We start from the raw sequence: 21,872 nt of genomic DNA on the forward strand, positions 1-21,872 counted from the left end.
TCAGATCACCTCGAGTTCGGCGCTGAGCGCACCGGCCTGCTTGAGGGCTTCCAGAATGGCGATCAGATCGCCCGGGGCCGCGCCCACGGCGTTCACCGCGTGCACGATTTCATCCAGGGTGGTGCCGCCGCTGAACTTGAACATGCGGCTGCCATCGTTGGTTGCGGTGATGGTGGACTGCGGGGTTACCACGGTCTGGCCGCCACTGAACGCACCCGGCTGGCTGACGTTGGCGTTTTCGTTGATGGTCACCGTCAGCGAGCCGTGCGAGATCGCTGCGGCACCGACGCGGACCTGTGCGCCGATCACCACGGTGCCGGTGCGCGAGTTGACCACCACCTTGGCCGGCGCACTGCCCGGGGTGAGCTCCAGGTTTTCAATGCGGGCCAGCAGGCCGATGCGCGCGCCCGGATCAGACGGCGCGTTGACCGCGACGGTGACGCCATCGATCGCGCGGGCGGCGCCTTCACCGAACGCATTGTTCAATGCCGAGACCATCCGCGAGACGGTGGTGAAGTCGTTCTTGTGCAGGTTCAGGGTGATGTCGCCACCGCCGCTGAACACGTCCGGCAGTGCGCGTTCGACGGTCGCACCGTTCGGAATGCGGCCGACGCTGGGCACGTTGACCGAGACCCGCGAGCCATCCTTGCCCTGTGCACCGAAGCCGCCCACGATCAGGTTGCCCTGCGCGATCGCATAGACCTGACCATCGGCACCGCGCAGCGGCGCCATCAACAGCGAGCCGCCGCGCAGCGAGACCGCGTTGCCTACGGAGGAGACGGTGATGTCGATCGGCTGGCCGGGCTTGGCGAACGGCGGCAGCTCGGCGTGGATGGCCACGGCCGCCACGTTCTTCAGCTGCGGATTGACGTTGGCGGGTACGTTGACGCCCAGTTCGCCAAGCAGGTTCTTCAGGCTCTGCACGGTGAACGGCGCCTGGCTGGTGCGGTCGCCGCTGCCATCCAGGCCGACCACCAGGCCGTAGCCGACCAGCGCGTTGCCGCGCACGCCGCCGACCTGGGCCAGGTCCTTGATGCGCTCGGCGGAGGCGGGCGCGACCAGCGCGAACACGGCCAGCAGTGCCAGCAGCGTGCGCAGCATGTGGTGCGAGGCCGCGCGTCGCTGCGCCGTCGGGTGGAACGACACCACGCGACGATGCCGGAACAGGGAGAGGGAGAAAGTCATGTCAGGCTCAGTACGGCGCCAGCGCCGAGTTGAAGAAGCGGCTCAGCCAGCCCATCGCGTTGGACTGGGCGATCGCGCCGCGGCCGCCGTAGACGATGCGGGCATCGGCAACACGGCTGGAGGGAATGGTGTTGTCCGGGAAGATGTCGGCGGCGCGCACGATGCCCTGCACCTGCACCAGCTCATCGCCACGGTTCAGGCGCAGGTTCTTCGCACCCTGCACGACCAGGTTGCCGTTGGGCAGGCGCTGGATCACCGTGACGGTCACGCTGCCCTGCAGGCGGTTGCTCTGCGCGCTGGTGCCCTTGCCGGTGAAATCGCGCGAGCCGGCGGCGCTGGCACTGAGGATGTCCTTCCCGCCCAGCGTGACCGGCGCGCCGAAGATCGTCGGCGTGCCGATGCTCAGCTCCGACTCTTTCGAGGTGGAGGTGTTGGCGGTGGTCTGCGCGGTGGTGTTCTCGGTCAGGGTGATCGTGAGCAGGTCACCGACATCGCGGGCGCGACGGTCCGAGTACAGCTGCAGGCCCGGGCCGGCGGCGTAGATCGCGCCGGCGGTGGCCTGGGCCGACGGCGGCATGATCGGTTCGACCGGGGCCATGGCCGGGTAGGGCCGGACATCGCCGGCGATCACGCAGCCACTCAGGGTGGCGACGATGACGGCGGCGGCGAGCAGGCGGAGGGTAGGGGCAAGACGCGACATGGCAGGTTCCCGGGTCGACCGATCAGACGTTCTGGTTGAGGTAGCCGAGCATCGCGTCGGTGGTGGAGATCGCCTTGGCGTTCATTTCGTAGGCGCGCTGGGTTTCGATCATCGAGACCAGCTCTTCCACCACGTTGACGTTGCTGCCTTCCAGCGCTCCCTGCACCACGGTGCCCAGGCCGTTGAGGCCGGGATTGCCGTTCTGCGCCGGGCCGGAGGCGGTGGTTTCCAGGAACAGGTTTTCACCGCGGGCCTGCAGGCCGGCCGGATTGACGAAGTCGGTCAGGGTCAGCGCGCCGATTTCCACCGAGGCGGCGTCGTCGGCCATCTTCACGCTGATGGTGCCGTCGGTGCCGATGGTCAGCGATTGCGCGCCTTCCGGAATCTGGATGCCCGGCTGCACCGGGTAGCCGCTGTTGGTGACCAGCTCGCCATCCTGGTTGCGCTGGAACGAGCCATCGCGGGTGTAGGCCGAGGAGCCGTCCGGCATCTGCACTTCAAAGAAGCCGCGGCCATTGACCATCACATCCAGCGCGCGGCCGGTCTGCTGCTGGCTGCCCTGCTCGAAGTTCTTGGAGGTGGCGACCACGCGCACGCCGGTGCCGAGCTGCAGGCCCGAGGGCAGCTGCGTCTGCGCCGAAGAGGAACCGCCCGGCTGACGGACCTGCTGGTACAGCAGGTCTTCGAAGCTGGCACGGTCCTGCTTGAAACCGGTGGTGTTGGTGTTGGCGAGGTTGTTGGAAACCACCGACATGCGCGTCTGCTGCGCATCCAGTCCGGTCTTGGCGATCCACAATGCCTGGTTCATGGCGTCATTCCTGTGTTGTAGCGGATGGCCGCGTGGTGCGGCCCTTGCGAAGGGCAATGCATGGCGCGTGCCAGAACCGCGCCGGGATTACGTCACTGGCGGCGGTCAGCCGCCCAGGCGCAGCAGGCTGTTGGCGCTGCGGGCGTTGTCGTCGCCGTGCTTGATCACCTTCACCTGCATTTCGTACTGGCGCTGCAGCTGGATCATCTGCACCAGCGCACCGGCGGCATCGACGTTGCTGCCTTCCAGCTGGCCGCTTTCCAGCGATTTGCCCTGGGCCTGCACGAACGGCTGCTGCGGGTCGTTGTTGCGCATCAGGCCGTCCAGGCCGCGTTCCAGCCGCGCGTCGTCGGCCTGCACCACGCGGATGCGGCCAACGTTGGCCATCGTCTGCGGGCCTTCGCCCAGCGGAATGATCGAGATCGTGCCGTCGTTGCCGATGTCCATCGCCTGGTGCGGCGGGATCGCGATCGGATTGCTGTTCTCATCCAGCACGGGATGGCCGCCGGCGGTCACCAGCTGGCCATTGGGCGTGATCGAGAGTGCCGCGCCACGCGTATACGCTTCGCCACCATTGGCGCCGGGCGCCTGCACGGCCAGCCAGTTGCCGGCCTGCAGGGACAGATCCAGCGGGTTGCCGGTGATCTGCTGGGCGCCCATGCGCCGGTTGAAGCCGGCGTCCACGTGCAGGGCATCCACGCGCGAGGCGTAGCCGGTCCCCTTGATCGGGAAGGCCTCGGTATTGGCGAGTGCCTCCTTGAAGCCGGGGGTATCGGTGTTGGCCAGATTGTGCGACAGCGTGCCCTGCGCCTGCAGGGAAGCGCGTGCACCGGTCATCGCGACGTAGAGTGCCTTGTCCATCGGTGTGTTCCCGTGTTGCGGTCAGTGGCTCATCAACGCAGGTTGATGATGGTCTGGGTGATCTGGTCCTGGGTGGAGACCATCTGCGAGTTGGCCTGGAAGTTGCGCTGGGCAGTGATCATGTTGACCAGCTGCTCGGTCAGGTCGACCGTGGAGGCTTCCAGCGAACCGGCCTGGATCTTGCCCAGGTTGGAGCTGTCCGGCGAACCGGTACGCGGGGTGCCGGAGGCGAAACTCTCCACCCACAGGTTGTTGCCCTTGGCTTCCAGGCCCTGTGCGTTGTTGAAGGTGGTCAGCGCGACCTGGCCCAGCGGCTTGTCGTCGCCGTTGGAGTAACGCGCGTAGACGATGCCTTCCTCGGAGACGGTGATCTCGTTGAGCTTGCCGGCTGCGTAACCGTCCTGCTGGGTGTTGCGCAGCGCGAACTTCTCGCCGTACTGGGTCGAGCCGCTCAGGTTCAGCGACATCGACAGCACGCCGGCGCCGGTGGTCGGGGTGAACGGATCCATGACGATCTGGCCGTTGGCCGGCTCGGTCAGCGCGCCGCTGTCGGAGAACTTCAGCAGCGTCGGCGTACCGGCGGCCTTGCCGTCCACGTAGTTGTAGACCTGCCACTCGTTGGGGTTTTCGGTCTTCACGAAGTAGGACGTCTGGGTGTGGCTCACGCCCAGCGAGTCGTACACGGTGATGCCACCGGTGGAGTGGTTGTAGCTGTTGGAATCGGTCGGGTCGAAGGCCTGGACCGTCGGTTGCTTGGCGTTGGCCGGCAGGGTGAAGCTGACGTCGACCTTGCCGGTCTGCTTGGGCGGGCTGTCGGTGGTCAGCAGCTGCAGATCGGTCAGGCGGCCGGCGTCGAAGTTGGTGCCGTCGGCATTCGGGGCGAACACCTGCAGGCGCGCGCCCTGCGGGTTGGTCACGTAACCGGCCTGGTCGGTCTGGAAGTTGCCGGCGCGCGAGTAGACGCGGGCACCGTTCATGGTCAGGGTGAAGAAGCCCTCACCGGAAATGGCCATGTCCAGGCTGCGCCCGGTCTGTTCGTTGTTGCCCTGCGAGAACTGCTGGGCGACGTTGGTCAGGCGCACGCCCGAGCCGACCGCGTTCTTGGACAGGCCATAGCTGGTGGCCGAGAACAGATCGGCGAACTCCGCGCGCGACTGCTTGAAGCCGGTGGTGTTGACGTTGGCGATGTTGTTCGCCGTGACGTTCAGATCGGCATTGGCTGCGTTGATGCCGGACAACGAGACGTTGAAGCCCATGGGATGCTCCTGTGGATGCGGGTAAGGCGGCTCAGCTGATGCGGAGCACGTAGTCGATCGGGGCCGTGCCCAGACCCTTGAGGTTGAGGTACAGGCCGTCCGTGCCGACCGTGACGCTCTCCACCGGGGCCTGCACGTAGGTGTTGAGCTTGGTCTTGGTGCCGGCGGTATCGGTGTGCGAGGCGGCGATGGTGTAGGTGCCTTCGGCCATGCGGTTGCCGTTGGCGTCCTTGCCGTCCCAATCGAAGGTGACTTCGCCGGAGGCCTTGGCCTCCACGCTGATCTGGTTGACCTTGACGCCGTTCGCATCGGTGATGTCCACCGTCACGAAGCCGGCGCCGGGCGCGGCGACCATGCCGGTCACATCGCCTTCCTTCTCCAGCGCCAGCTTTTCCGACGGCACCAGGACTTCGTGCCCGACCAGCGCCGCGCCGCGCAGGATCTGGTCGCTGGACATCGAATCCTGGAAACCCTTGACCGTGTTGTTGAGATCGGTGATGCCCTGGACCTGCGACAGCTGCGCCATCTGCGCGACCATCTGGGTGTTGTCCATCGGCTTGAGCGGATCCTGGTGACGCAGCTGCTCGGTCATCAGGCGCATGAAATCGGCCTGGTCCAGCGTGCTTTTCTTCTTGCTGGTGTCGCTGTTGGGCGCGTTCAGGCCCAGCGCGCTGTAGATGTCGCTGTTGTTCTGGCCAACGCCGTTGGTGCTGCTCATGGGAGGGGATTCCTGCGGTAAGAGGGTCAGCGACCCATGGTCAGCGTGGCCAGCGCCAGTTCCTTGGCGGTGGTCAGCATTTCCACGCCCGCCTGGTAATTGCGCGAGGTCGAGATCAGGTTGACCATCTGCGCGACCGGGTCCACGTCGGGCTGGTAGATGTAGCCATCGGCATCGGCCAGCGGGTGGCCCGGCTCGTAGCGCTGGATCGGCGCGGCGTTGCTCTGGCTGATTTCCTTGACCTGCACCGTGGTGATGTTCGGATCGGTGCGGCTGGTCACCGACTGGAAGATCGGCTCAAGCGGCTTGTAGACCGCATCGGCCGAACCGGCGACGGTGTCGGCGTTGGAGAGGTTGGAGGCGATGGTGCTCATGCGCACGGACTGCGCCTGCAGCGCGGAGCCGGCGATATCGAAGATGGGCAGATTGCTCATGGCTTATTGCCCCGTGATCGCGGTGAGCATCGAGCGCACCTTGGATTCGACGAAGCTCAGCGAGGCGCGGTATTCCAGCGCGGCGCGGCCGTAGGCAGCACGTTCGGCGTCCGGGTCGACGGTGTTGCCGTCGATGCTCGGCTGCACGCCTTCCTTGGCGATCTGGAACGGGTTCAACCCGCCGCCGATCTCATAGTGCTTTTCGTTGGTGGTCTTCATCAGACCGTTGGCATCCAGCCCCTGGGCATTGCGCAGGGCGGCATCGAAATCCAGGTCCTGGGCCTTGTACCCGGGGGTGTCGGCATTGCTCAGGTTGCTGGCGATCAGCTTCATCCGCTGCTCGCGCAACGGCATGGCCTGGGCATGGACACCCAGATAGTTCGAAATCAGATTGGGCATGACGCACTCCCACGGGACGATGCCTGGGGCAGTGCAAGCGGCGTGCCAGAGGGCAGGGCGCGACGGTGCCCGGCGGCAGGTTCACGCCGGGAAATTCACCGCGCCAGGCAGAGCCACGCCACGCGGGGATTCAGCCAACAGCCCCGGCCTTCAGGCCGCCATCGCCACCTTCCGCAGGCGGTCCAGCAGGAAGTCCGCCAGCTCATGCGGGGAGTACTTGGCCACGAACGCGTTCGCGCCGACGCGTTCCACCATGGCGTTGTTGAACACGCCCGACAGGGAGGTGTGCAGCAACACGTACAGGCCGGCCAGGCCCGGGTGACGCCGGATTTCCGTCGTCAGGGTGTAGCCGTCCATCGCCGGCATCTCGATATCGGAGATCACCATGGCGTAGCGCTCGGCCGGGTTCTCGCCCGAGGCGTGGATCTGCAGCAGGTGGTCCAGCGCCTGCTTGCCATCGGAAAGCAGGGTCGCCCCGACCCCCAGCTGGTCCAGCACGCTGCGGATCTGCTGGCGGGCCACGCGCGAGTCGTCCACCACCAGCACCTGCATCGGCGGGGCGCCGGGGGGCAGGGCCATGGAGGGATCCAGCACCGCTTCACCGCGGATTTCGGCGATGTCGGCCAGCACGCTTTCCACGTCGATCACCTGGATCAGCTCGCCCTGGAAGCGGGTCACGGCCGTCAGGTAGCTCGATTCGGCACCCAGCTCCGGCGGCGGATGGATGTCTTCCACCGCGATATTGACGATGCGTTCCACGCCGCTGACCAGGAAGCCCTGGATGGAGCGGTTGAACTCGGTCACCACCAGGTAGCCCGGCGCCTTGTCGGCATCGGGCTCACGCTCGGGGTGGCCGATCGCCAGGCCCAGGTCCAGCACCGGCACCGAGCGGCCACGCACATCGGCCACACCGGCGAACTGGCTGGGCAGCCCGGGCACCTGGAACAGATCCGGGCGCCGCAGGACTTCCTGCACCTTGAAGACATTCACGCCAAAAAGCTGACGTCCGCCCAGCCGGAACAGCAGCAGGGCCAGACGATTGTGGCCGGCCAGTCGCGTACGCTGGTCGATGCGGTTGAGCAGGTCATGGGACATGGGCTTGGTATCGGCGGCAGTGGCGGCGACTTGAGCGCCGCGCGCGCACCGGTTCGGCATGCGGCTTGCATCGTGCTGCCCATGTTCATTGCCCATGGAGTGCCCATGCGTTCTCTTGTCTTTGCCGCGCTGCTGCTGGCGGCGCCCGCCTGGGCGGCCGGTGGCTGGCAGCCGGTGGACAGCATCCGCCAGGCCGCGCTGGGCACCTTGCCGGCCGGCAGTGAAGGCGACACCACCCTGGATTCGGCATTGCGCCTGCCGGCGTGCGGCCAGCCGCTGGCGGCCCAGCCGACCGGCACCAGCACCGTGGAGGTCAGCTGTCCCGATGCGGGTGGCTGGCGCCTGTTCGTTCCGGTCAAGGTGCGCCGCAACCAGACCGTCCTCATTCTCAATCGTGGCGTGGCCGCTGGAGAAACCCTGGCGGCGGCCGATATCACCACTGGCCAGCGTGATGCGGCCCGGATCGCCGGCGCTGCATTGGCCGATCCGGCCGCCGCCGTCGGCCGCGTGGCGCGCAGGACCCTCAGTGCCGGCAGCCTGCTCTCGGCCAATGATCTGGTCGCGCAGCGCCTGGTGCGCCGGGGCGACAGTGTCGCGCTGGTGTCGCGGCGGGGCGGGGTGGAGGTCCGGGTTGCCGGGCGCGCCATGGCCGATGCCGGCGAGAACGAGCGGGTCTCGGTCGAGAACCTGTCGTCCCGCAAGATCGTGCAGGGTACCGTCGCGGCCAGCGGTGACGTTTTAGTGACGCGCTGAACACGAGTGTGAATACGGGCCACTTTTCCCGTCAAACCTGCAATATTCCCCTAAAGATGGCGCCTGACCGGCCGTTATCCCTTGTGAACCGCATTCCCAGGACAACTCCATGAGCCAGAAAATCGACGGCAACCTGCAGGCCACCGCCCATCTGCGCAGCGTCGCTCCCGGCAACAAGCCGAGCGTCAGCACCGATGCCCCGGCCCGCCCGGTGGAAGCCGCTGACAGCCTGCGCCTGACCGGCGAAGCCACCAGCCTGCAGGCGATGCAGCGCGAGCTGTCCACCGCCCCGGCGATCGACGCGGCGCGTGTGCAGGCCGTGCGTGATTCGCTGCAGAACGGCACTTACAAGATCAATCCGGACGCGATCGCTTCGCGCATGCTCGAGCTGGACCAGCAGCTGCAGGGATGAAGCTGGCGATGAGCGAGCCGCTGCAGCGCCTCAGCGATGCCTTGGACGTCGAACGCCAGGCATTGGTCGAGCATGACGTGCAGGCCCTGATCCGTGCGACCGGTGCCAAGCTGGAGGCCCTGCGGGCACTCGAAGCCGCGCTGCCGCTCGGCCAGGCCGAGCGCGTGCAGGAGCTGGCCGAGCGCAACCGCGCCAACGGCGTGCTGCTCTCGCGGCGGCGCCGCGAGGTCAACTGGGCCCTGCGCCAGCTGGGCCGCAGCGAGGATGCCGCGGCCTACGATGCCAAGGGGCAGTCGCATACGCTCAACACCCGGCGGCCGCTCGCGGTTGCCTGATCCGCCCTGTCCGGCGGCCCCCGGCTGCCGATGTGAACGTCACCGCGTATATTGAGCGCCTGTTTCCAGCCGCCTCGATGTGACCGTGACCGTAACTTCCGCCCTTGTCACCGCCCCGTTGCCTCCGCATCCGGTCCTGCTTGCCTTGTTTGAACGGATCAAGGAGGGCGTGCTGCTGTTCCGTGAGGATGGCAGCGTGGCCCTGGCCAATGCCGCCGTCAGCGAGATCCTCGGCCAGGCCGAACGCGATGCCGGGCTGACCCCGGCGCAATGGCTGCGCCAGCTGCTGCCACCGGACGCGTTGGAACAGGCGCGCCTCAACGGCCACTGGAACGGCAGCCTGCCGGTCGGCGAGCGCATGGTCATCGCCCATGTCTACCATCATGACGATGGCGGCCAGCGCCACTATCTGGCCCTGTTCCGCCGCATTGAAGGCCAGGAAGACTACGAGCGCGAGCTGCAGCAGCGCCATGCCGAGCTGCGCCAGGCCTACCTGCGCCTCAACGGCACCCAGGAAAAGCTGCTGCAGTCGGAGAAGATGGCCTCCATCGGCCAACTCGCCGCCGGCGTGGCGCACGAGATCAACAACCCGATCGGCTATGTGCACTCCAACCTGGGCAGCCTGCAGGAATACCTGCGCAGCCTGTTCACCGTGATCGAAGCCTACGAGCGTGCCCTGCGTGCACCGGATCCCAAGGCGTTGATCCCGGAAATCGACGACATCCGTCAGCGCTTCGACATCGACTTCATCAGCCGCGACCTGCCGCAGCTGATGGCCGAATCGCGCGAGGGCATCGAGCGGGTGACCCGGATCGTGCGCGATCTGAAGGACTTCTCGTATTCCGGACGCGATGAGTCGTGGAAACTGGTGGACCTGCATGCGGGCCTGGAATCCACGATCAACATCATCTGGAACGAGCTCAAGTACAAGGTGACCCTGCACCGCGAATTCGGCCAGCTGCCGCTGGTGGAGTGCCTGCCCTCGGAGTTGAACCAGGTCTACATGAACCTGCTGCTCAATGCCGGCCACGCCATTGCCGACCGCGGCACGATCCATGTTCGCACCGGGGTGGAGGGCGATACCGTCTGGGTGGAATTCGAAGACACCGGCGGCGGTATCTCGCCGGAGCTGCGCCAGCGCATCTTCGATCCGTTCTTCACCACCAAGCCGGTGGGCAGCGGCACCGGGTTGGGCCTGTCGATCTCCTACAGCATCATCAACAAGCACCACGGCCGCATCGACCTGGAGAGCACGCCGGGCGTGGGCTCCAAATTCAGGCTGGTACTGCCGATCAAGCAGCCGCGCTGATCCAGCAATGGCCTTGCCGGCCGCTGGCCGGCATTGCGGGGGCTTTCACAGATCCCTTCGGGTGGGGAAGAGCAGTCGACCGACGGTCGGCTCTACCGAAATCTCTGGCGCTCTCAATCCTCGTCCACCGTCGGCAGCGCCGGCGCGGGTGCGGTGTTCGCACGCCGCTGTTCCTCATGCGTGCGGAACGCCTGGTGGATGTGCTTGCGCAGCTCGTCATCGTTCCACGGCTTGGTCAGGAAGCGATAGATCGCGCCGCGGTTGATTGCGTCGGTCACGGTGTTGAGGTCGGTGTAGCCGGACAGTACCAGGCGGATCGTATCCGGGTAGAGCATCTTGACCCGGCCCAGGAACTCGGTGCCGCTCATGTCGCTCATGCGCTGGTCGGACAGGATCACCTGCACCTCGTTGATGGCCAGCAGATCGAAGGCATCGCGCACGTTGCCCGCGGCCAGGATCCGGTACCCGTCGCGGCGGAACAGACGCACCAGCGAGCGCAGCACGTTCTCTTCGTCGTCCAGCAGCAGCAGCGTGCGGTCCGGGCGCGTCTCGGCGAAGGCCTCCGGGCGCAGGTAACGGCGGCGCAGGGTCATGCCCGCAGCATCGGCGGACATCGGCTCACCGAACAGATAGCCCTGGAATACATCGCAGTCGTTGCGGCGCAGGAAGCCCAGTTGCGCCTGCGACTCCACCCCGTTGGCAATCACCGTCATGCCCAGCTGGTGGCCCATGGCGATGATCGCGCGGGCAATGGCCGCCTCGCGGTTGCCGGCCGGCGCGCTCTTGATGAAGCTGCGGTCGATCTTGAGCTTGTCCACCGGGTAGCGGACCAGCGCGCTGAGGCTGGAATCGCCGGTGCCGAAGTTGTCCAGGCTCAGGCTGATGCCTTCGTTGCGCAGGTTGACCAGGGTTTCGTGCACGAAGTTGACGTTGTTGGTCAGCGCGCTTTCGTTGATCTCCAGCGTCAGCATCTGCGCCGGCACACCGGCGGCCTGCATCAGCGACATCACCTCGGCGAAGAAGTTCGGGCGCAGCAGCTGCAGGGTGGACACGTTCACCGCGATGGTGAAGTCATCAAAGCCCTGGTCGCGCCACAGCTTGGCCTGCTTGAGCGCGCCTTCCAGCACCCAGGTGCCGATCTGCACGATGATGCCCAGCCGTTCGGCCGTGCGCATGAAACGCTCCGGCACCAGCATGCCCAGGGTGGGCGATTGCCAGCGCAGCAGCGCTTCCATGCCGACCACGTGGCCATCGCGGGCGCTGACCAGCGGCTGGTAACGCAGCTTGAGCTCGCCATTGGGGATCGCGTCGACAATCTGGCGCGCGATGATGCTCTCGCTGTGGGCGCTGGAGGGCGTATCCACCGCGTGGATGCGCACCGCATTGCCACCCTCGCGGGCGGCCTGGTACAGCGCATCCTCGGCGTGGTCGAGCAGGCGCGAGACGCCGGTGGCGTGCTCCGGGCACAGGCTCACGCCCAGTTTGCCGGTCATGAACAGCGTGTACGGCAGCACCGACAGCGGCAGTTCCAGCTGCTGGCGGATCTCCTCGGCCAGGTCCTCGGGCAGCGGCATGTCGGCAGTGCGTGGCACCGCCAGCAGGAATTCATCGCTGCCGTGGCGCCACAGCTTGCCGCGGCCGCGCAGGTGGTGCTGCAGGCGCTGGGCGACCAGCACCAGGGCCTGGTCGCCGACCTCGGCGCTCATGTTCTCGTTGACCGAGGCGAAGTGGTCGATATCCACGTGCATGAGCATCAGCGGCGTGCCGCCGGAGGCGGCCTCGGTCACCATCGCCTGCAGTTCGGGGTTGCCGGCGCCCAGGCGGGGCGGGGCGTCCTCGATGCTGACCAGGGGCAGAGAAGGGTTCCACATGAGCTCAGTGTTCCAGGGTGTCGTGAGCCGTCGCGCCGGTGGCGCGGTACGGCAGGTAAAGGTCGATCAGGGTACCGGCGCCGTGCGCCGATTCGATGCGTAATGTGCCACCCACGCTCTGCGCGCGCTCGCGCATCACGATCAGGCCCAGCCCGCGCGGGCCGTCCGGGTCGAACCCTTCGCCATCGTCGCGGACCTGCAGGTGCAGGCCGTGGTCGTCCACATCGCGCAGATGCAGGTTGACCTGGCTGGCGCGGGCATGGCGCAGCACGTTGGTCAGGCTCTCCTGCGCGATGCGGAAGCAGGCCTGCTCGATGTCGCCGGCCGGGCGCCGCGGCAGCGACTGGATGTCCGGCAGCAGTTCGATCGCCGCCGAGCGGAACAGCACGCCCGCCTGCCAGCGCAGCGCCGCTTCCAGGCCCAGCGCGTCCAGTTGCGGCGGGCGCAGCAGGGTAGAGATGTCGCGCAGCTTGCCGACGGTCGCGTCGGCCAACTGGATGATCTGCGCCAGGTCCTCATCGCGGCGGGCGGCATCCTGCTCGTCCTGCGCGGCATAGGCGGACAGTTTCATCGCGGTGATCGCCTGGCCGATGTCGTCGTGCAGGTCGCGCGAGATCGCGCGGCGTTCGTCTTCCTGCAGCGAGAACAGCCGCCCGGCCATCGCCTGCAGCTCACGGTTGCTGGTTTCCAGCGCCTCGCGGATGCGTTCGGGCTCGCTGAGGTCACGCACGATCAACAGCTTGCAGTTGCGCCCGCCGTAGCGCACATCGCCCACCGCCAGGCCGGCCTGGAAGGCTTGGCCGTTGAAGCGGCGCATGCCGATCACTTCGCCTGCGCCAGCGCTCTGCAGGGGCAACTGGGCAAACAGCTGCGCACGCACGCGGGGCAGGTCGTCGGGGGTCACCAGCGCCGCCAGCGGCTCGCCGAGCAGGGTGTTGTGGCCGTAGCCGAACTGGGTCGCGGCGCAGGCGTTGGCGTACAGCACGTGCTCCTCGGACAGGATCACCACGCCGTCCGGAAGCACGCGCACCAGCTCGCGGAACTGCTCCTCGCGCTCACGCAGCAGGCGCCGCGACTGCTCGCGCTCGGTGACATCCTGCAGGGTGCCCAGCACGCGCGGGCGCCCGGCGTCGTCCTGGCCGCTCTCGGCGCGCAGGTGCACCATCAGCGCGCGCCCGTCCATTGCCAGCAGCGGCAGCAGCACATCGATCTGCACGGGCTCGCCGGAGCTCATCTCCTGCAACAGCTGTTCGCTGAGTGCGGCCGTGGCCGGATCGGCCGGCACCAGCAGTTCGTCGAACCGGTGCCAGCGCCGGGCTTCGGGCGCGCGCCGGCCAAGCAGGCGATACACCTGGTTGGCGTAGCGGCCCAGGCCGGTGGCCGGATCGATCTCCCACGCGCCGATACGCGCCATCTCGTGCGCTTCCTCGACCCGGGCGAGCGCCTGGTCGCGGCGCAACAGGGCCTGGTCTTCGCGGGTACGGTCGATCGCGATCAGCAGGCGCGCGCGACGGCCGCCGTAATCGATGAAATTGCTGCGCATTTCCATGCGCCGGGTGCTGCCGTCACTCAGGCGCAGGTCGGCGGTGATCACGCACAGCTGTTCCGGGTTGGCGCGGATGTGATCCAGCTTGGCCTCGAGCATGGCCTCGTGTCCGGGCGGCCACAACGCGGTGATCGGCATCGCGGTGAAGGCCTCGCGGCTGAAGCCGAAGAAGCTCGCCGCGGCCGGGTTGACGTCCAGGATCGCCAGCGACTCCAGGTCGTAGACCAGGATCGGGCCGGGATTGCCTTCGAACATCTGCCGGTGCCGGGTCTCCGAACTCTCCAGCCGTGCGTGGGTATGCAGTACGTGTTGAGCCAGCGGGCGCAGCAGCAGATAGATCAGCGCCGCGCTGGCGACCACGAAGAAGGTGCCCTTGAGCGTCTGCCACTGCGCGGCGGTCTGCAGATCACCAGCCACCACTTTGACTGCGGCATCGCTGCACAGTATCCATACCAGGGCCAGCACCAGATAGGCGACCACCACGCGCCAGCGGTCGCGGCGCAGATCGCGGGCCAGGGGCGTGTCGGCAGCGGGTTCGGAAGGGCCTGGCAGGTGGGTCGGCATGGGGCAGGGCGGGGCCAATCGGTCAAGGCGAGTGCCATCTTACCTGCCCCGGGTGAGGATGCAGGACGCGAGGGAACTCAATAATCCGCAATCTCCGCCGTTAACGATTGCGTTCCCCGGTTGTCGGGTGCGTTATCGGAGTTACAGGGCGTGGACCAAGGGATTATCGCGAGTCTGCTGCAGCACCCATTGGCCTCTGCGCTGGTGATCCTCGACCGTGCCGGTCGTCCGATCGCCGCCAATCCGGCCGCGCGCGAGCACGGCCTGCCGGCAACGGTTGCCGCATACGGCGAGGTACTGGAAGACCTGCGTCTGCTCGCGGCGGATGGCGGCCTGGTGCCCTGCCAGCTTCCCGGCGGGCCCGGTGGTCGTTTCGATGGCTGGATGCGCGCCGTGCACGATCCGGATGGCCACCTGCTGGCGTTCACCCTGAGCGTGCCCGAACCGGTCGCCGCCTACGCGGGTAGCCGCTGGGAAGTGGCGCTGGATCATGCCGGACACGGACTGTGGGACTGGGACCTGCCCAGCGACAGCGTGCGCCGCTCACGGCGCTGGGACGGCCAGCCCGTGGAAGATTCGCACACGAATGCCGAGGGCGTCAGCGCGCTGCTGGAGAACGTCCACCCGGACGATCAGCCGGCGGTGCGCGTAGCGATGGATGCGCATCTGCGCGGCGAGAGCGAGGCCTATACCGCCCAGTTCCGTGCCCGCCACCCCAATGGCGAGTGGCGCTGGGTGCTGGACCGTGGCCGCGTAGTGACCCGCACGGCCGACGGCCAGCCACTGCGCATGGTCGGCACCCATACCGACATCCAGGCCCAGAAGCAGATGGAAGCCCAGCTGCGTGAGCAGCAGGTGCACCTGCGCGAAGCCCAGCGTATTGCCAGCATGGGCAGTTGGTCCTGGGATCCGCAGGCGCGCGAGTTCTGGTGGTCGCCGGAGTTCCGGGCGCTGCTGGAGACCGGCGACGACCCTCTGCATGGCCGACGTCATTGGCTGCGTCAGCTGGAGCCGCAATCCCGCGGCCGACTGCGTGGCGCCTGGCGCCGGATGTGGCGCGACGGGGCGGCCACCACGCTGGAGCTGGAGCTGATCCGTGACAACGGCGGCGCGCTTCATCTGCGGGTGTGGATGCAGCCGCTGATCGGGCCGGATGGCCGCATCCAGCGCCTGCTCGGGCAGGTCCAGAACATCACCGAACAACACCAGACCGATGCGCTGATCCGCTGGCGTACCGAACTGCTCAACCGCGTCTCGGCCCTGGGCCGTATCGGCGGCTGCGAGATCGAGGTGGGCACCCGCCACATGCAGTGGACCGAGGAGTGCTACCGCATCCACGGCCTGCGCAAAGAGCCGATCAGCCTGGACCAGGCGCTGAGCCTGTACACCCAGGACTCGCGCGACGCCTTCGAGGCCGCACTGCTGCGGATCGCCGAGGGCGGGCTGCCCGAGCAGCTGGACCTGTGCTTCTACCGGCAATCCGGCCTGCGCATCTGGGTGCAGGTGCTGATCGAACTGGACCGCCGCGACGGCCTGCCGACCCGCTTCGTGGTGCTGTTCCGTGACATCACCCGCGAGCGCGAAGCCAACGAGCGCATCGAGCTGCTGGCCCATTACGACCTGCTTACCGGTCTGCCGAACCGCATGTTGCTGCGCGAGCAGACCGCCGACGCCATCGAGGTGGCCCGTGATCGCGGCAGCCCGCTGGCGATGTTGTTCATCGATCTGGATGGCTTCAAGACCATCAACGACACCTTCGGTCACGCCACCGGCGATGCGCTGCTCAAGGCGGCCGCTTCGCGGCTGCACCAGAGCCTGCGCAACAACGACCTGTTCGGCCGCTTCAGCGGCGACGAGTTCATCGTGGTGCTGCGCGACCTGGCCGCGCCGGAAGACGCCGGCCACGTCGCGCGCAAGCTGATTGCTTCGCTGGCCGAGCCGCTGCACCGCGGCGAGAGCACGCTGAAGGTCGGCGCCAGCGTCGGCATTGCCATGCTCGACGACAGCCGCCAAGATTTCGAATCGCTGCTGCGCGCCGCCGATGCCGCCATGTACGCGGCCAAGGAAGCCGGGCGCAACACCTACCAGTATTACAGCCAGGACGCCCTGGCCAAGATCCAGCGCAAGCTGGAGATCGAGCACGCACTGCTCGGCGCGATCGAGCGCGAAGAGTTCACGCTCGCGTACCAGCCGCTGCTGCATGCCGAGAACGACCAGCCGCCAGCCATCGAGGCCTTGCTGCGCTGGCATCGGCCCGGCATCGGCTACTGCAGCCCGGCCGAGTTCATTCCAATTGCCGAGAAGTGCGGCGAGATCGTCCGCATCGGCGACTGGGTGCTGGCTGAGGCCTGCCGCCAGGCCGCCGCGTGGGACGCGGCCGGCCTGCAGTTCGACCGCGTGGCGGTGAACGTCTCGGCCGTGCAGCTGCGCGACCGCGGCTTTGCCGAGCGCGTGATCGATATCTGCCACGCCCACGGCTGGCCGCCGCAGCGCCTGGAACTGGAGCTGACCGAGTCCGCCCTGATCCGTGACACCGATGTGCTGCGCCATTGCTTCGATGTACTGGAGCGCCACGGCGTGCCGTTGGCCGTCGACGATTTCGGTACCGGCTTCTCCAACCTGCACTACCTCAACCGTTTCCCGGTCGGCCGCCTGAAGATCGACCGCAGCTTCGTGCAGGGCATGCTGCACGATGCCGGCACCGCTGAGGTCACCCAGGCGATCGTGCACCTGGGCCACGCGCTGGGCATGAAGGTCGTCGCCGAAGGCGTGGAGACCGAGCAGGAGGAGGCGATGCTGCGCCGCCAGGGCTGCGATGAGATCCAGGGCTACCTGTACTCGCGCCCGCTGGCGCCGCGTGACCTGGCACAGTGGTTGAAGCTGGGTGGCGCATCGTTACGTGCTGGTGAGCCGCCGGCCGTGGTGCATGCCGTTTGAGCGACGCCGCGCCGCCTGAGCCGGCACTGCCACGGCGCCTCTGGAACGGACTGGATGAGTGGCTCACTCAATCCAGTAATCGGCGGGAGCTCGCGATTGTCCAGTGGGCGTGGACGGTATCGCTGATCGGATGCGGCATATGGGTTGAAATTGCTCGACGTCTGCCGCCCGTGGCCTTTCTTGTTCTGGATGAATTGATCTACCTCGGCATCTTCTCGTTCATCAGCAACATCGCGATGCTGGTTCTGATGTATCGACGGCGTGGCCGCCATAGCGACCGTTTCAAAGCGACCGCCGCGGTACTCCTCATCGTTTGCTCCTCGCTGGTCTACACCGGCCTGGAGGGCGTCTATGAGCGCCGCAGCTATCTGCTGGCCATCTCTTCGATTCCAGGCGGAGTCAAGACAGCGATCACCTTCCTGGTGCCCTTCAAGTATCTGTTCGCCTTCGGCTTTGCGGCGATCGGCGCCGGGGTGTTTTCCGGAATCATCTCGCGCGAGCGTACTGGCAGGCCCGGAACCTAGCATCCTCCATGCAGCAGAGCGCCGGCAGGTAGACCCCGCCATTACGTCTTTCCAGGCAAACAGGCGCCTGATGGTGATCGGCAGCGATATCGGTGTCGATCCGCCGCGTCGCAATTCGCCTACGCACTACGCACTACGCAAGTCACCGTCATCGAGCGTCACAGAGCGACAGGTGCTCCACGCGTTGGCCGCTTGCGATCCTCAGCGAATCGCCTTCAGCGCGCCGCTGCATCCAGATCATCACCGCTCAGGCCAAGATCCCACGCCAGGCCGGCGAGGGCGGGCTCGACCGGGGAGGGCAGGGTGGCGATGGCAGGCGAGGGACGCTTGGCCAGCTGGGCAAGTTCCTGCAGGGCCAACTGCTCCAGCCGTGCGATCAGGGCGCGGCCCTGCAGCGGGGCAATAGGCGCTGCCGCAGCGGCAGGCGCTGCAACGGGGTCACCGCTCTGCACCGCCGGCTCCAGTTCGGCGGGGACAACGGATGCAACGGACAACACGGACGCGTTCAACATCGGGTAATCATCTGCAGCCAAGGCGGGTCGTGCAAGCGCAACGGCCCCGGGGAAACCGGGGCCGTTGGCTGTGCCGGGTTCGGCACGAGACATCTGGATCAGAACAGTTCGACCGCGCCGGCGGCCATGCTCTGCTGGGCGACGGCCTTGTGCGGCGGGCGCTCCCACTCGGTGCGCATGTCGCGCAGGCGGGTGCCGGTGCGTTGCAGGGCGGTCACGACTTCCTCGTCGAACACGCCGCCACTGCGATGCAGCAGCTCCTGCAGGGCGACCGCTTCGCGGTTGATCGCGGTCAGGCGGTCCAGGTGGGTGTGCACGCCGCCCAGGGCCTGGGTGGCGATGTCTTCGAACTGCAGGGCACGCACGGCTTCGGCGACGCTGCTGTCGATGGCACGGCCGCACTCGGAGATCTCGCGCATGCCATCACCCAGCGAGGCGTTGATCTGGGCCACGTTGTCCAGCATCTGCGCTGCTTCATGGCGCGCTTCGCGGGAGCGGTCCATATCGCGCGAGGCCATGTGCGAGACCGTCTCGCGGACCTTGGCGATGGCGTCCTTGGAGCTGTGGGCCAGCTTGCGGATCTGCTCGTTGAAGGTGGTCGAGCGCTCGGACAGGTTGCGGACCTCGTCGGCGACCACCGCAAAGCCACGACCGGCTTCACCGGCGCGGGCCGCTTCGATGGCCGCGTTCAGGGCCAGCAGGTTGGTCTGGTCGGCGATCGACTTGACGTCCTCCAGCAGCGCGAAGATGCCATCCAGGTGCTGTGCCATCTGGTCGATGTGCTGCACGGTGTTGCTGCTCTGGCCGCTGACCTGCTCCAGCGCCTCCACCAGCTGCTCCATGCGCTGGCTGGCGTGCTGGGCGAAACGGGCCACGTCGACGCCGGCACCGCCTTCTTCACCGGCGCGGTCGACGATGCGGGCCAGCGCCTGGCTCTGCTGGCGCGATTTGCGGTTCATGGCATCGAAGCTGCTGCCCAGGCCACCGACCGCATGGCGGATCAGGTCGCGGGCACGTTCGACTTCGCCACGCGAGCCGTCGATTTCGTTGCCGACGAACGAGCGCAGCTCGGTCAGCAGCTGGTCCTGCTCGCGCAGGATGCGGGCCTGCTCAGGCGAACGCTGGGTCTGGGCGCGGGCGCTCCACCAGGCAAACCCGAGCCAGCTGAGCGTCATCGTGCTCAGGATCGCCCAACGCAGGGCGGCTGGCCACTCGAAGCCGATGGCAAAGGGAAGCAGAAGGGTCAGGACCAGGGGGGCGGCCAGGCGGATGAAGAGGCGTGAGTACATGGACGTTCTCGGGGAGGTGCACGGATGCTGTATCGGCCGTACCCCGGTTTGCTTTAGCCGTCCGCGTAATTTTCATCCCATGGAGAGGCACCTGCCTCGATCCAAACGGGTGCAGCAGGGGACCGCCGATCCGTCGGCGGCCCCGGTACCACGGCTCAGCGCAGCTGGCGCGCGACCGCTTCGAGCATGGTCTTGCGGGAGAACAGGAAGTCCCAGTACTGGCCGCCGGTCTGGCGCCACAGCACCGCCGAGCGGACCGCCGCCAGCAGCAGGGCGCGGATCTCGGCGACCACGCCGGCCTGGCCGAGGTAGTGCGGGTTGCCCTGGACCATCACCCGCGGCTTGAGGTTGCTGATGGTGTCCGCGTACAGGCCACCCAGCGCGGCGAGCACGTCCGGGTGGGCGCTGTCGCCCAGCTCGCTGGCCTTGGCCTGGGCGCGCTCGATCCCGGCGCTGACCTTGGCCACGATCTCGTGCTCGCGCACGAACCGGCGCTCAAGCTGGAGCACCGACAAGGCCAAGCGCGGCAGGTGCTCGTCCTGGCCCTGGCTGCTCAGGTAGTTGTGCAGCAGGCGCAGGCCCGGGGCGACATTGCTGGCGCTGCCGTAGATTTCCTGCGGACTGGCCGCATCGATGCGGAACACGCTGTCCACCGCGGTGCGGACCACGGCGGCTTCGGAGTGGCCGGTTTCGGCGATGCGGCGTACCTGCTGCAGGGCCTGGGCGATGCCGGCCAGAGCAAGAACGCGGTCGTCGACGGAAAAACTCATGCAGCAGATACCTCGAAAGGAGAAGGGGTGGCGCGAAGGCGTTGTTCCAAGGGGGCATCGGTGGCGGCGATGACGGCGCCGCCGAGGCAGACCTCATCGTCATACAACACCAGCGATTGACCGGGGGTGACGGCACGCTGCGGGCGGGCGAAGCGCACCTCCAGGGTGCCATCGTCGCGCACCGTGACGGTGCACGGCTCGTCGGGCTGACGGTAGCGGGTCTGGGCGGTGCACTCGAACCGGCGCGCGGGCGGGGCGCCGGCGATCCAGTGGGCGGCCTCGGAGTGCAGCCGGGTGGACTGCAGCCACGGGCTCTCGCGGTCCTGGTCCACGTACAGCACGTTGCTGGCGACGTCCTTCCCCACCACATACCACGGCGCCGCCGGCCGGCCCCGCACGCCGCCGATGTTCAGGCCCTCGCGCTGGCCGAGCGTGAAATAGAACACGCCGGGATGTTCGGCGATCAGGGCGCCATCCGGATCGCGGATCTCGCCCGTTTTCGCCGGCAGGTAGCGGCCGAGGAACTCGCGGAAGTCACGCTCGCCGATGAAGCAGATCCCGGTGGAATCCTTCTTGGCGTGGGTCGGCAGGCGCGCGTCGCGGGCGATCCGGCGCAGGTCGTTCTTCTGCAGATCGCCGATCGGGAACAGCGTGGCGGCCAACTGCTCCTGGCCCAGCTGGTGCAGGAAGTAGCTCTGGTCCTTGCTGCGGTCGGCGCCGCGCAGCAGCGCCCAGCGGCCGCCGACCTGCGCGATGCGGGCGTAATGCCCGGTCGCGATGCGCTCGGCGCCGAGCTCACGCGCGGCATCGAGGAAATGCTTGAACTTCACTTCGCGGTTGCACAGCACGTCCGGATTGGGCGTGCGGCCGGCGGCGTACTCGGCCAGGAAGTGCTCGAACACCCCTTGCCAGTACTCGCTGGAGAAATCGCGGAAGTGGAACGGGATGCCGAGCAGACCGCAGACCGCCACGGCATCGCGGCGGTCATCCTCGGCGCGGCAGTCGCCGCTGCCGTCATCGGCCCAGTTCTGCATGAACAGACCGGCGACCGGCTCGCCCTGCTGGACCAGCCGCCAGGCCGCGACCGAGGAATCCACGCCGCCGGAGACGCCGACCATGATCCGTGGGGTGCTCATGCGGCCTCCTTGACGATGGAGAGCGGATGGCGCTGGCCAGCCAGGTAATCGGCGACCACCTGCCAGACCAGCGGGCTGCGCAGGCGGCCCGGGTCGGCCTTCAGCTCGGCAGGGGTGAGCCAGACCGCGCGCAGGATTCCATCGTCCAGCGGGCGGCCGGGATCGTGCGAGACCGGCTCGGCGGCATAGGCAAAGCGCAGGAACGGCGTGCCGTCCGGGGCGGTCCACTGGTAGGTGCCGATGAAGGCGCTCAAGCGCACCGTCCAGCCGGTTTCTTCCAGGGTTTCGCGGACCGCGGCGGCGGCCAGGCTTTCGTCCGGCTCCAGATGACCGGCAGGCTGGTTCAGCACCTGGCGCCCGTTGATCGCCTCCTCGACCAGCAACAGACGCCCGTCACGCACCACCACGGTGGCGACGGTGACATGGGGCGTCCAACGCGGTTCCTGCACGGCACTCAC

General features: G+C 67.4%; 22 protein-coding genes. 6 read left to right on the plus strand and 16 right to left on the minus strand.

Features of this window, described 5'->3' with window-relative positions; translation table 11 throughout:
* The 9 genes from ACTT2I_RS07740 to ACTT2I_RS07780 form a co-directional block, all read right to left on the minus strand.
* Positions 1–1,101, minus strand: a complete 1,101-nt coding sequence (locus ACTT2I_RS07740) for a flagellar basal body P-ring protein FlgI (RefSeq protein ID WP_421100431.1) — start codon at positions 1,099–1,101, stop codon at positions 1–3.
* Positions 1,102–1,192: 91 nt separating this feature from the next.
* Positions 1,193–1,885, minus strand: coding sequence for a flagellar basal body L-ring protein FlgH (flgH, locus tag ACTT2I_RS07745; RefSeq protein WP_293981224.1), 693 nt, complete (start codon positions 1,883–1,885; stop codon positions 1,193–1,195).
* Between the two features lie 22 nt (positions 1,886–1,907).
* Positions 1,908–2,693, minus strand: coding sequence for a flagellar basal-body rod protein FlgG (gene flgG, locus ACTT2I_RS07750; protein WP_088435077.1), 786 nt, complete (start codon positions 2,691–2,693; stop codon positions 1,908–1,910).
* Positions 2,694–2,798: 105 nt separating this feature from the next.
* Positions 2,799–3,554 carry a flagellar basal body rod protein FlgF gene (locus tag ACTT2I_RS07755; RefSeq protein WP_088435078.1) on the minus strand — a complete coding sequence of 252 codons (756 nt, stop codon included), beginning with the start codon at positions 3,552–3,554 and terminating at the stop codon, positions 2,799–2,801.
* 32 nt (positions 3,555–3,586) lie between these two features.
* Complete coding sequence (flgE, locus tag ACTT2I_RS07760; RefSeq protein ID WP_088435079.1) at positions 3,587–4,810, minus strand: flagellar hook protein FlgE; 1,224 nt, start codon at positions 4,808–4,810, stop codon at positions 3,587–3,589.
* Positions 4,811–4,841: 31 nt separating this feature from the next.
* The gene (locus ACTT2I_RS07765; protein ID WP_088435080.1) at positions 4,842–5,528 is read right to left on the minus strand and encodes a flagellar hook assembly protein FlgD; all 687 of its coding nucleotides are present in this window, start codon (positions 5,526–5,528) and stop codon (positions 4,842–4,844) included.
* 26 nt (positions 5,529–5,554) lie between these two features.
* Complete coding sequence (gene flgC / locus ACTT2I_RS07770; RefSeq protein ID WP_088435081.1) at positions 5,555–5,962, minus strand: flagellar basal body rod protein FlgC; 408 nt, start codon at positions 5,960–5,962, stop codon at positions 5,555–5,557.
* A 3-nt stretch (positions 5,963–5,965) separates the two neighbouring features.
* Positions 5,966–6,361 carry a flagellar basal body rod protein FlgB gene (gene flgB / locus ACTT2I_RS07775; RefSeq protein WP_088435082.1) on the minus strand — a complete coding sequence of 132 codons (396 nt, stop codon included), beginning with the start codon at positions 6,359–6,361 and terminating at the stop codon, positions 5,966–5,968.
* 150 nt (positions 6,362–6,511) lie between these two features.
* Entirely contained in the window at positions 6,512–7,456 is a 945-nt protein-coding gene (locus ACTT2I_RS07780) for a chemotaxis protein (protein WP_088435113.1), read from the minus strand.
* Positions 7,457–7,561: 105 nt separating this feature from the next.
* Here ACTT2I_RS07780 and flgA point away from each other — a divergent pair, with 105 nt between their 5' ends.
* The 4 genes from flgA to ACTT2I_RS07800 all read left to right on the plus strand — a co-directional run bounded on the left by flgA (position 7,562) and on the right by ACTT2I_RS07800 (position 10,265).
* Positions 7,562–8,209: a flagellar basal body P-ring formation chaperone FlgA gene (gene flgA / locus ACTT2I_RS07785; RefSeq protein ID WP_088435083.1), complete on the plus strand. Its 648-nt coding sequence runs from the start codon at positions 7,562–7,564 to the stop codon at positions 8,207–8,209.
* A gap of 109 nt (positions 8,210–8,318) precedes the next feature.
* Positions 8,319–8,621, plus strand: a complete 303-nt coding sequence (gene flgM, locus ACTT2I_RS07790) for a flagellar biosynthesis anti-sigma factor FlgM (protein ID WP_088435084.1) — start codon at positions 8,319–8,321, stop codon at positions 8,619–8,621.
* 2 nt (positions 8,622–8,623) lie between these two features.
* Complete coding sequence (locus ACTT2I_RS07795; protein WP_172407607.1) at positions 8,624–8,956, plus strand: flagellar protein FlgN; 333 nt, start codon at positions 8,624–8,626, stop codon at positions 8,954–8,956.
* A 79-nt stretch (positions 8,957–9,035) separates the two neighbouring features.
* Positions 9,036–10,265, plus strand: coding sequence for an ATP-binding protein (locus tag ACTT2I_RS07800; protein WP_421100337.1), 1,230 nt, complete (start codon positions 9,036–9,038; stop codon positions 10,263–10,265).
* A gap of 113 nt (positions 10,266–10,378) precedes the next feature.
* Here ACTT2I_RS07800 and ACTT2I_RS07805 read toward each other — a convergent pair whose 3' ends face one another.
* Positions 10,379–12,136: an EAL domain-containing protein gene (locus tag ACTT2I_RS07805; protein WP_421100336.1), complete on the minus strand. Its 1,758-nt coding sequence runs from the start codon at positions 12,134–12,136 to the stop codon at positions 10,379–10,381.
* A gap of 4 nt (positions 12,137–12,140) precedes the next feature.
* Positions 12,141–14,246, minus strand: coding sequence for a PAS domain-containing sensor histidine kinase (locus tag ACTT2I_RS07810; protein WP_088435087.1), 2,106 nt, complete (start codon positions 14,244–14,246; stop codon positions 12,141–12,143).
* Between the two features lie 150 nt (positions 14,247–14,396).
* Here ACTT2I_RS07810 and ACTT2I_RS07815 point away from each other — a divergent pair, with 150 nt between their 5' ends.
* Both ACTT2I_RS07815 and ACTT2I_RS07820 read left to right on the plus strand, forming a co-directional pair.
* On the plus strand, positions 14,397–17,183 hold the full coding sequence (locus tag ACTT2I_RS07815; protein WP_293981202.1) for a bifunctional diguanylate cyclase/phosphodiesterase: 2,787 nt from the start codon (positions 14,397–14,399) through the stop codon (positions 17,181–17,183).
* Complete coding sequence (locus ACTT2I_RS07820; RefSeq protein ID WP_421100335.1) at positions 17,180–17,707, plus strand: hypothetical protein; 528 nt, start codon at positions 17,180–17,182, stop codon at positions 17,705–17,707. Before ACTT2I_RS07815 ends, ACTT2I_RS07820 begins: the two co-directional genes overlap by 4 nt.
* A gap of 215 nt (positions 17,708–17,922) precedes the next feature.
* On the opposite strand, the gene ACTT2I_RS07825 is transcribed toward ACTT2I_RS07820, so the two are convergent.
* From ACTT2I_RS07825 to ACTT2I_RS07845, 5 genes are all read right to left on the minus strand, one after another.
* Positions 17,923–18,219 (minus strand): hypothetical protein, encoded by a 297-nt coding sequence (locus ACTT2I_RS07825; RefSeq protein WP_421100334.1) that lies wholly within the window; start codon positions 18,217–18,219, stop codon positions 17,923–17,925.
* Between the two features lie 98 nt (positions 18,220–18,317).
* Positions 18,318–19,508 (minus strand): methyl-accepting chemotaxis protein, encoded by a 1,191-nt coding sequence (locus tag ACTT2I_RS07830; protein ID WP_088435091.1) that lies wholly within the window; start codon positions 19,506–19,508, stop codon positions 18,318–18,320.
* Between the two features lie 155 nt (positions 19,509–19,663).
* Positions 19,664–20,278 (minus strand): high frequency lysogenization protein HflD, encoded by a 615-nt coding sequence (gene hflD, locus ACTT2I_RS07835; RefSeq protein WP_088435092.1) that lies wholly within the window; start codon positions 20,276–20,278, stop codon positions 19,664–19,666.
* Positions 20,275–21,414: a tRNA 2-thiouridine(34) synthase MnmA gene (gene mnmA, locus ACTT2I_RS07840; RefSeq protein WP_088435093.1), complete on the minus strand. Its 1,140-nt coding sequence runs from the start codon at positions 21,412–21,414 to the stop codon at positions 20,275–20,277. Before mnmA ends, hflD begins: the two co-directional genes overlap by 4 nt.
* A complete protein-coding gene (locus ACTT2I_RS07845) occupies positions 21,411–21,872 on the minus strand; it encodes an NUDIX hydrolase (protein ID WP_293981192.1) in 462 nt (153 codons plus the stop codon). The genes mnmA and ACTT2I_RS07845 overlap by 4 nt, the downstream gene beginning before the upstream one ends.

The organism is Stenotrophomonas sp. PUT21 (assembly GCF_052232875.1).
Taxonomy (GTDB): Bacteria; Pseudomonadota; Gammaproteobacteria; order Xanthomonadales; family Xanthomonadaceae; genus Stenotrophomonas; species Stenotrophomonas maltophilia_N.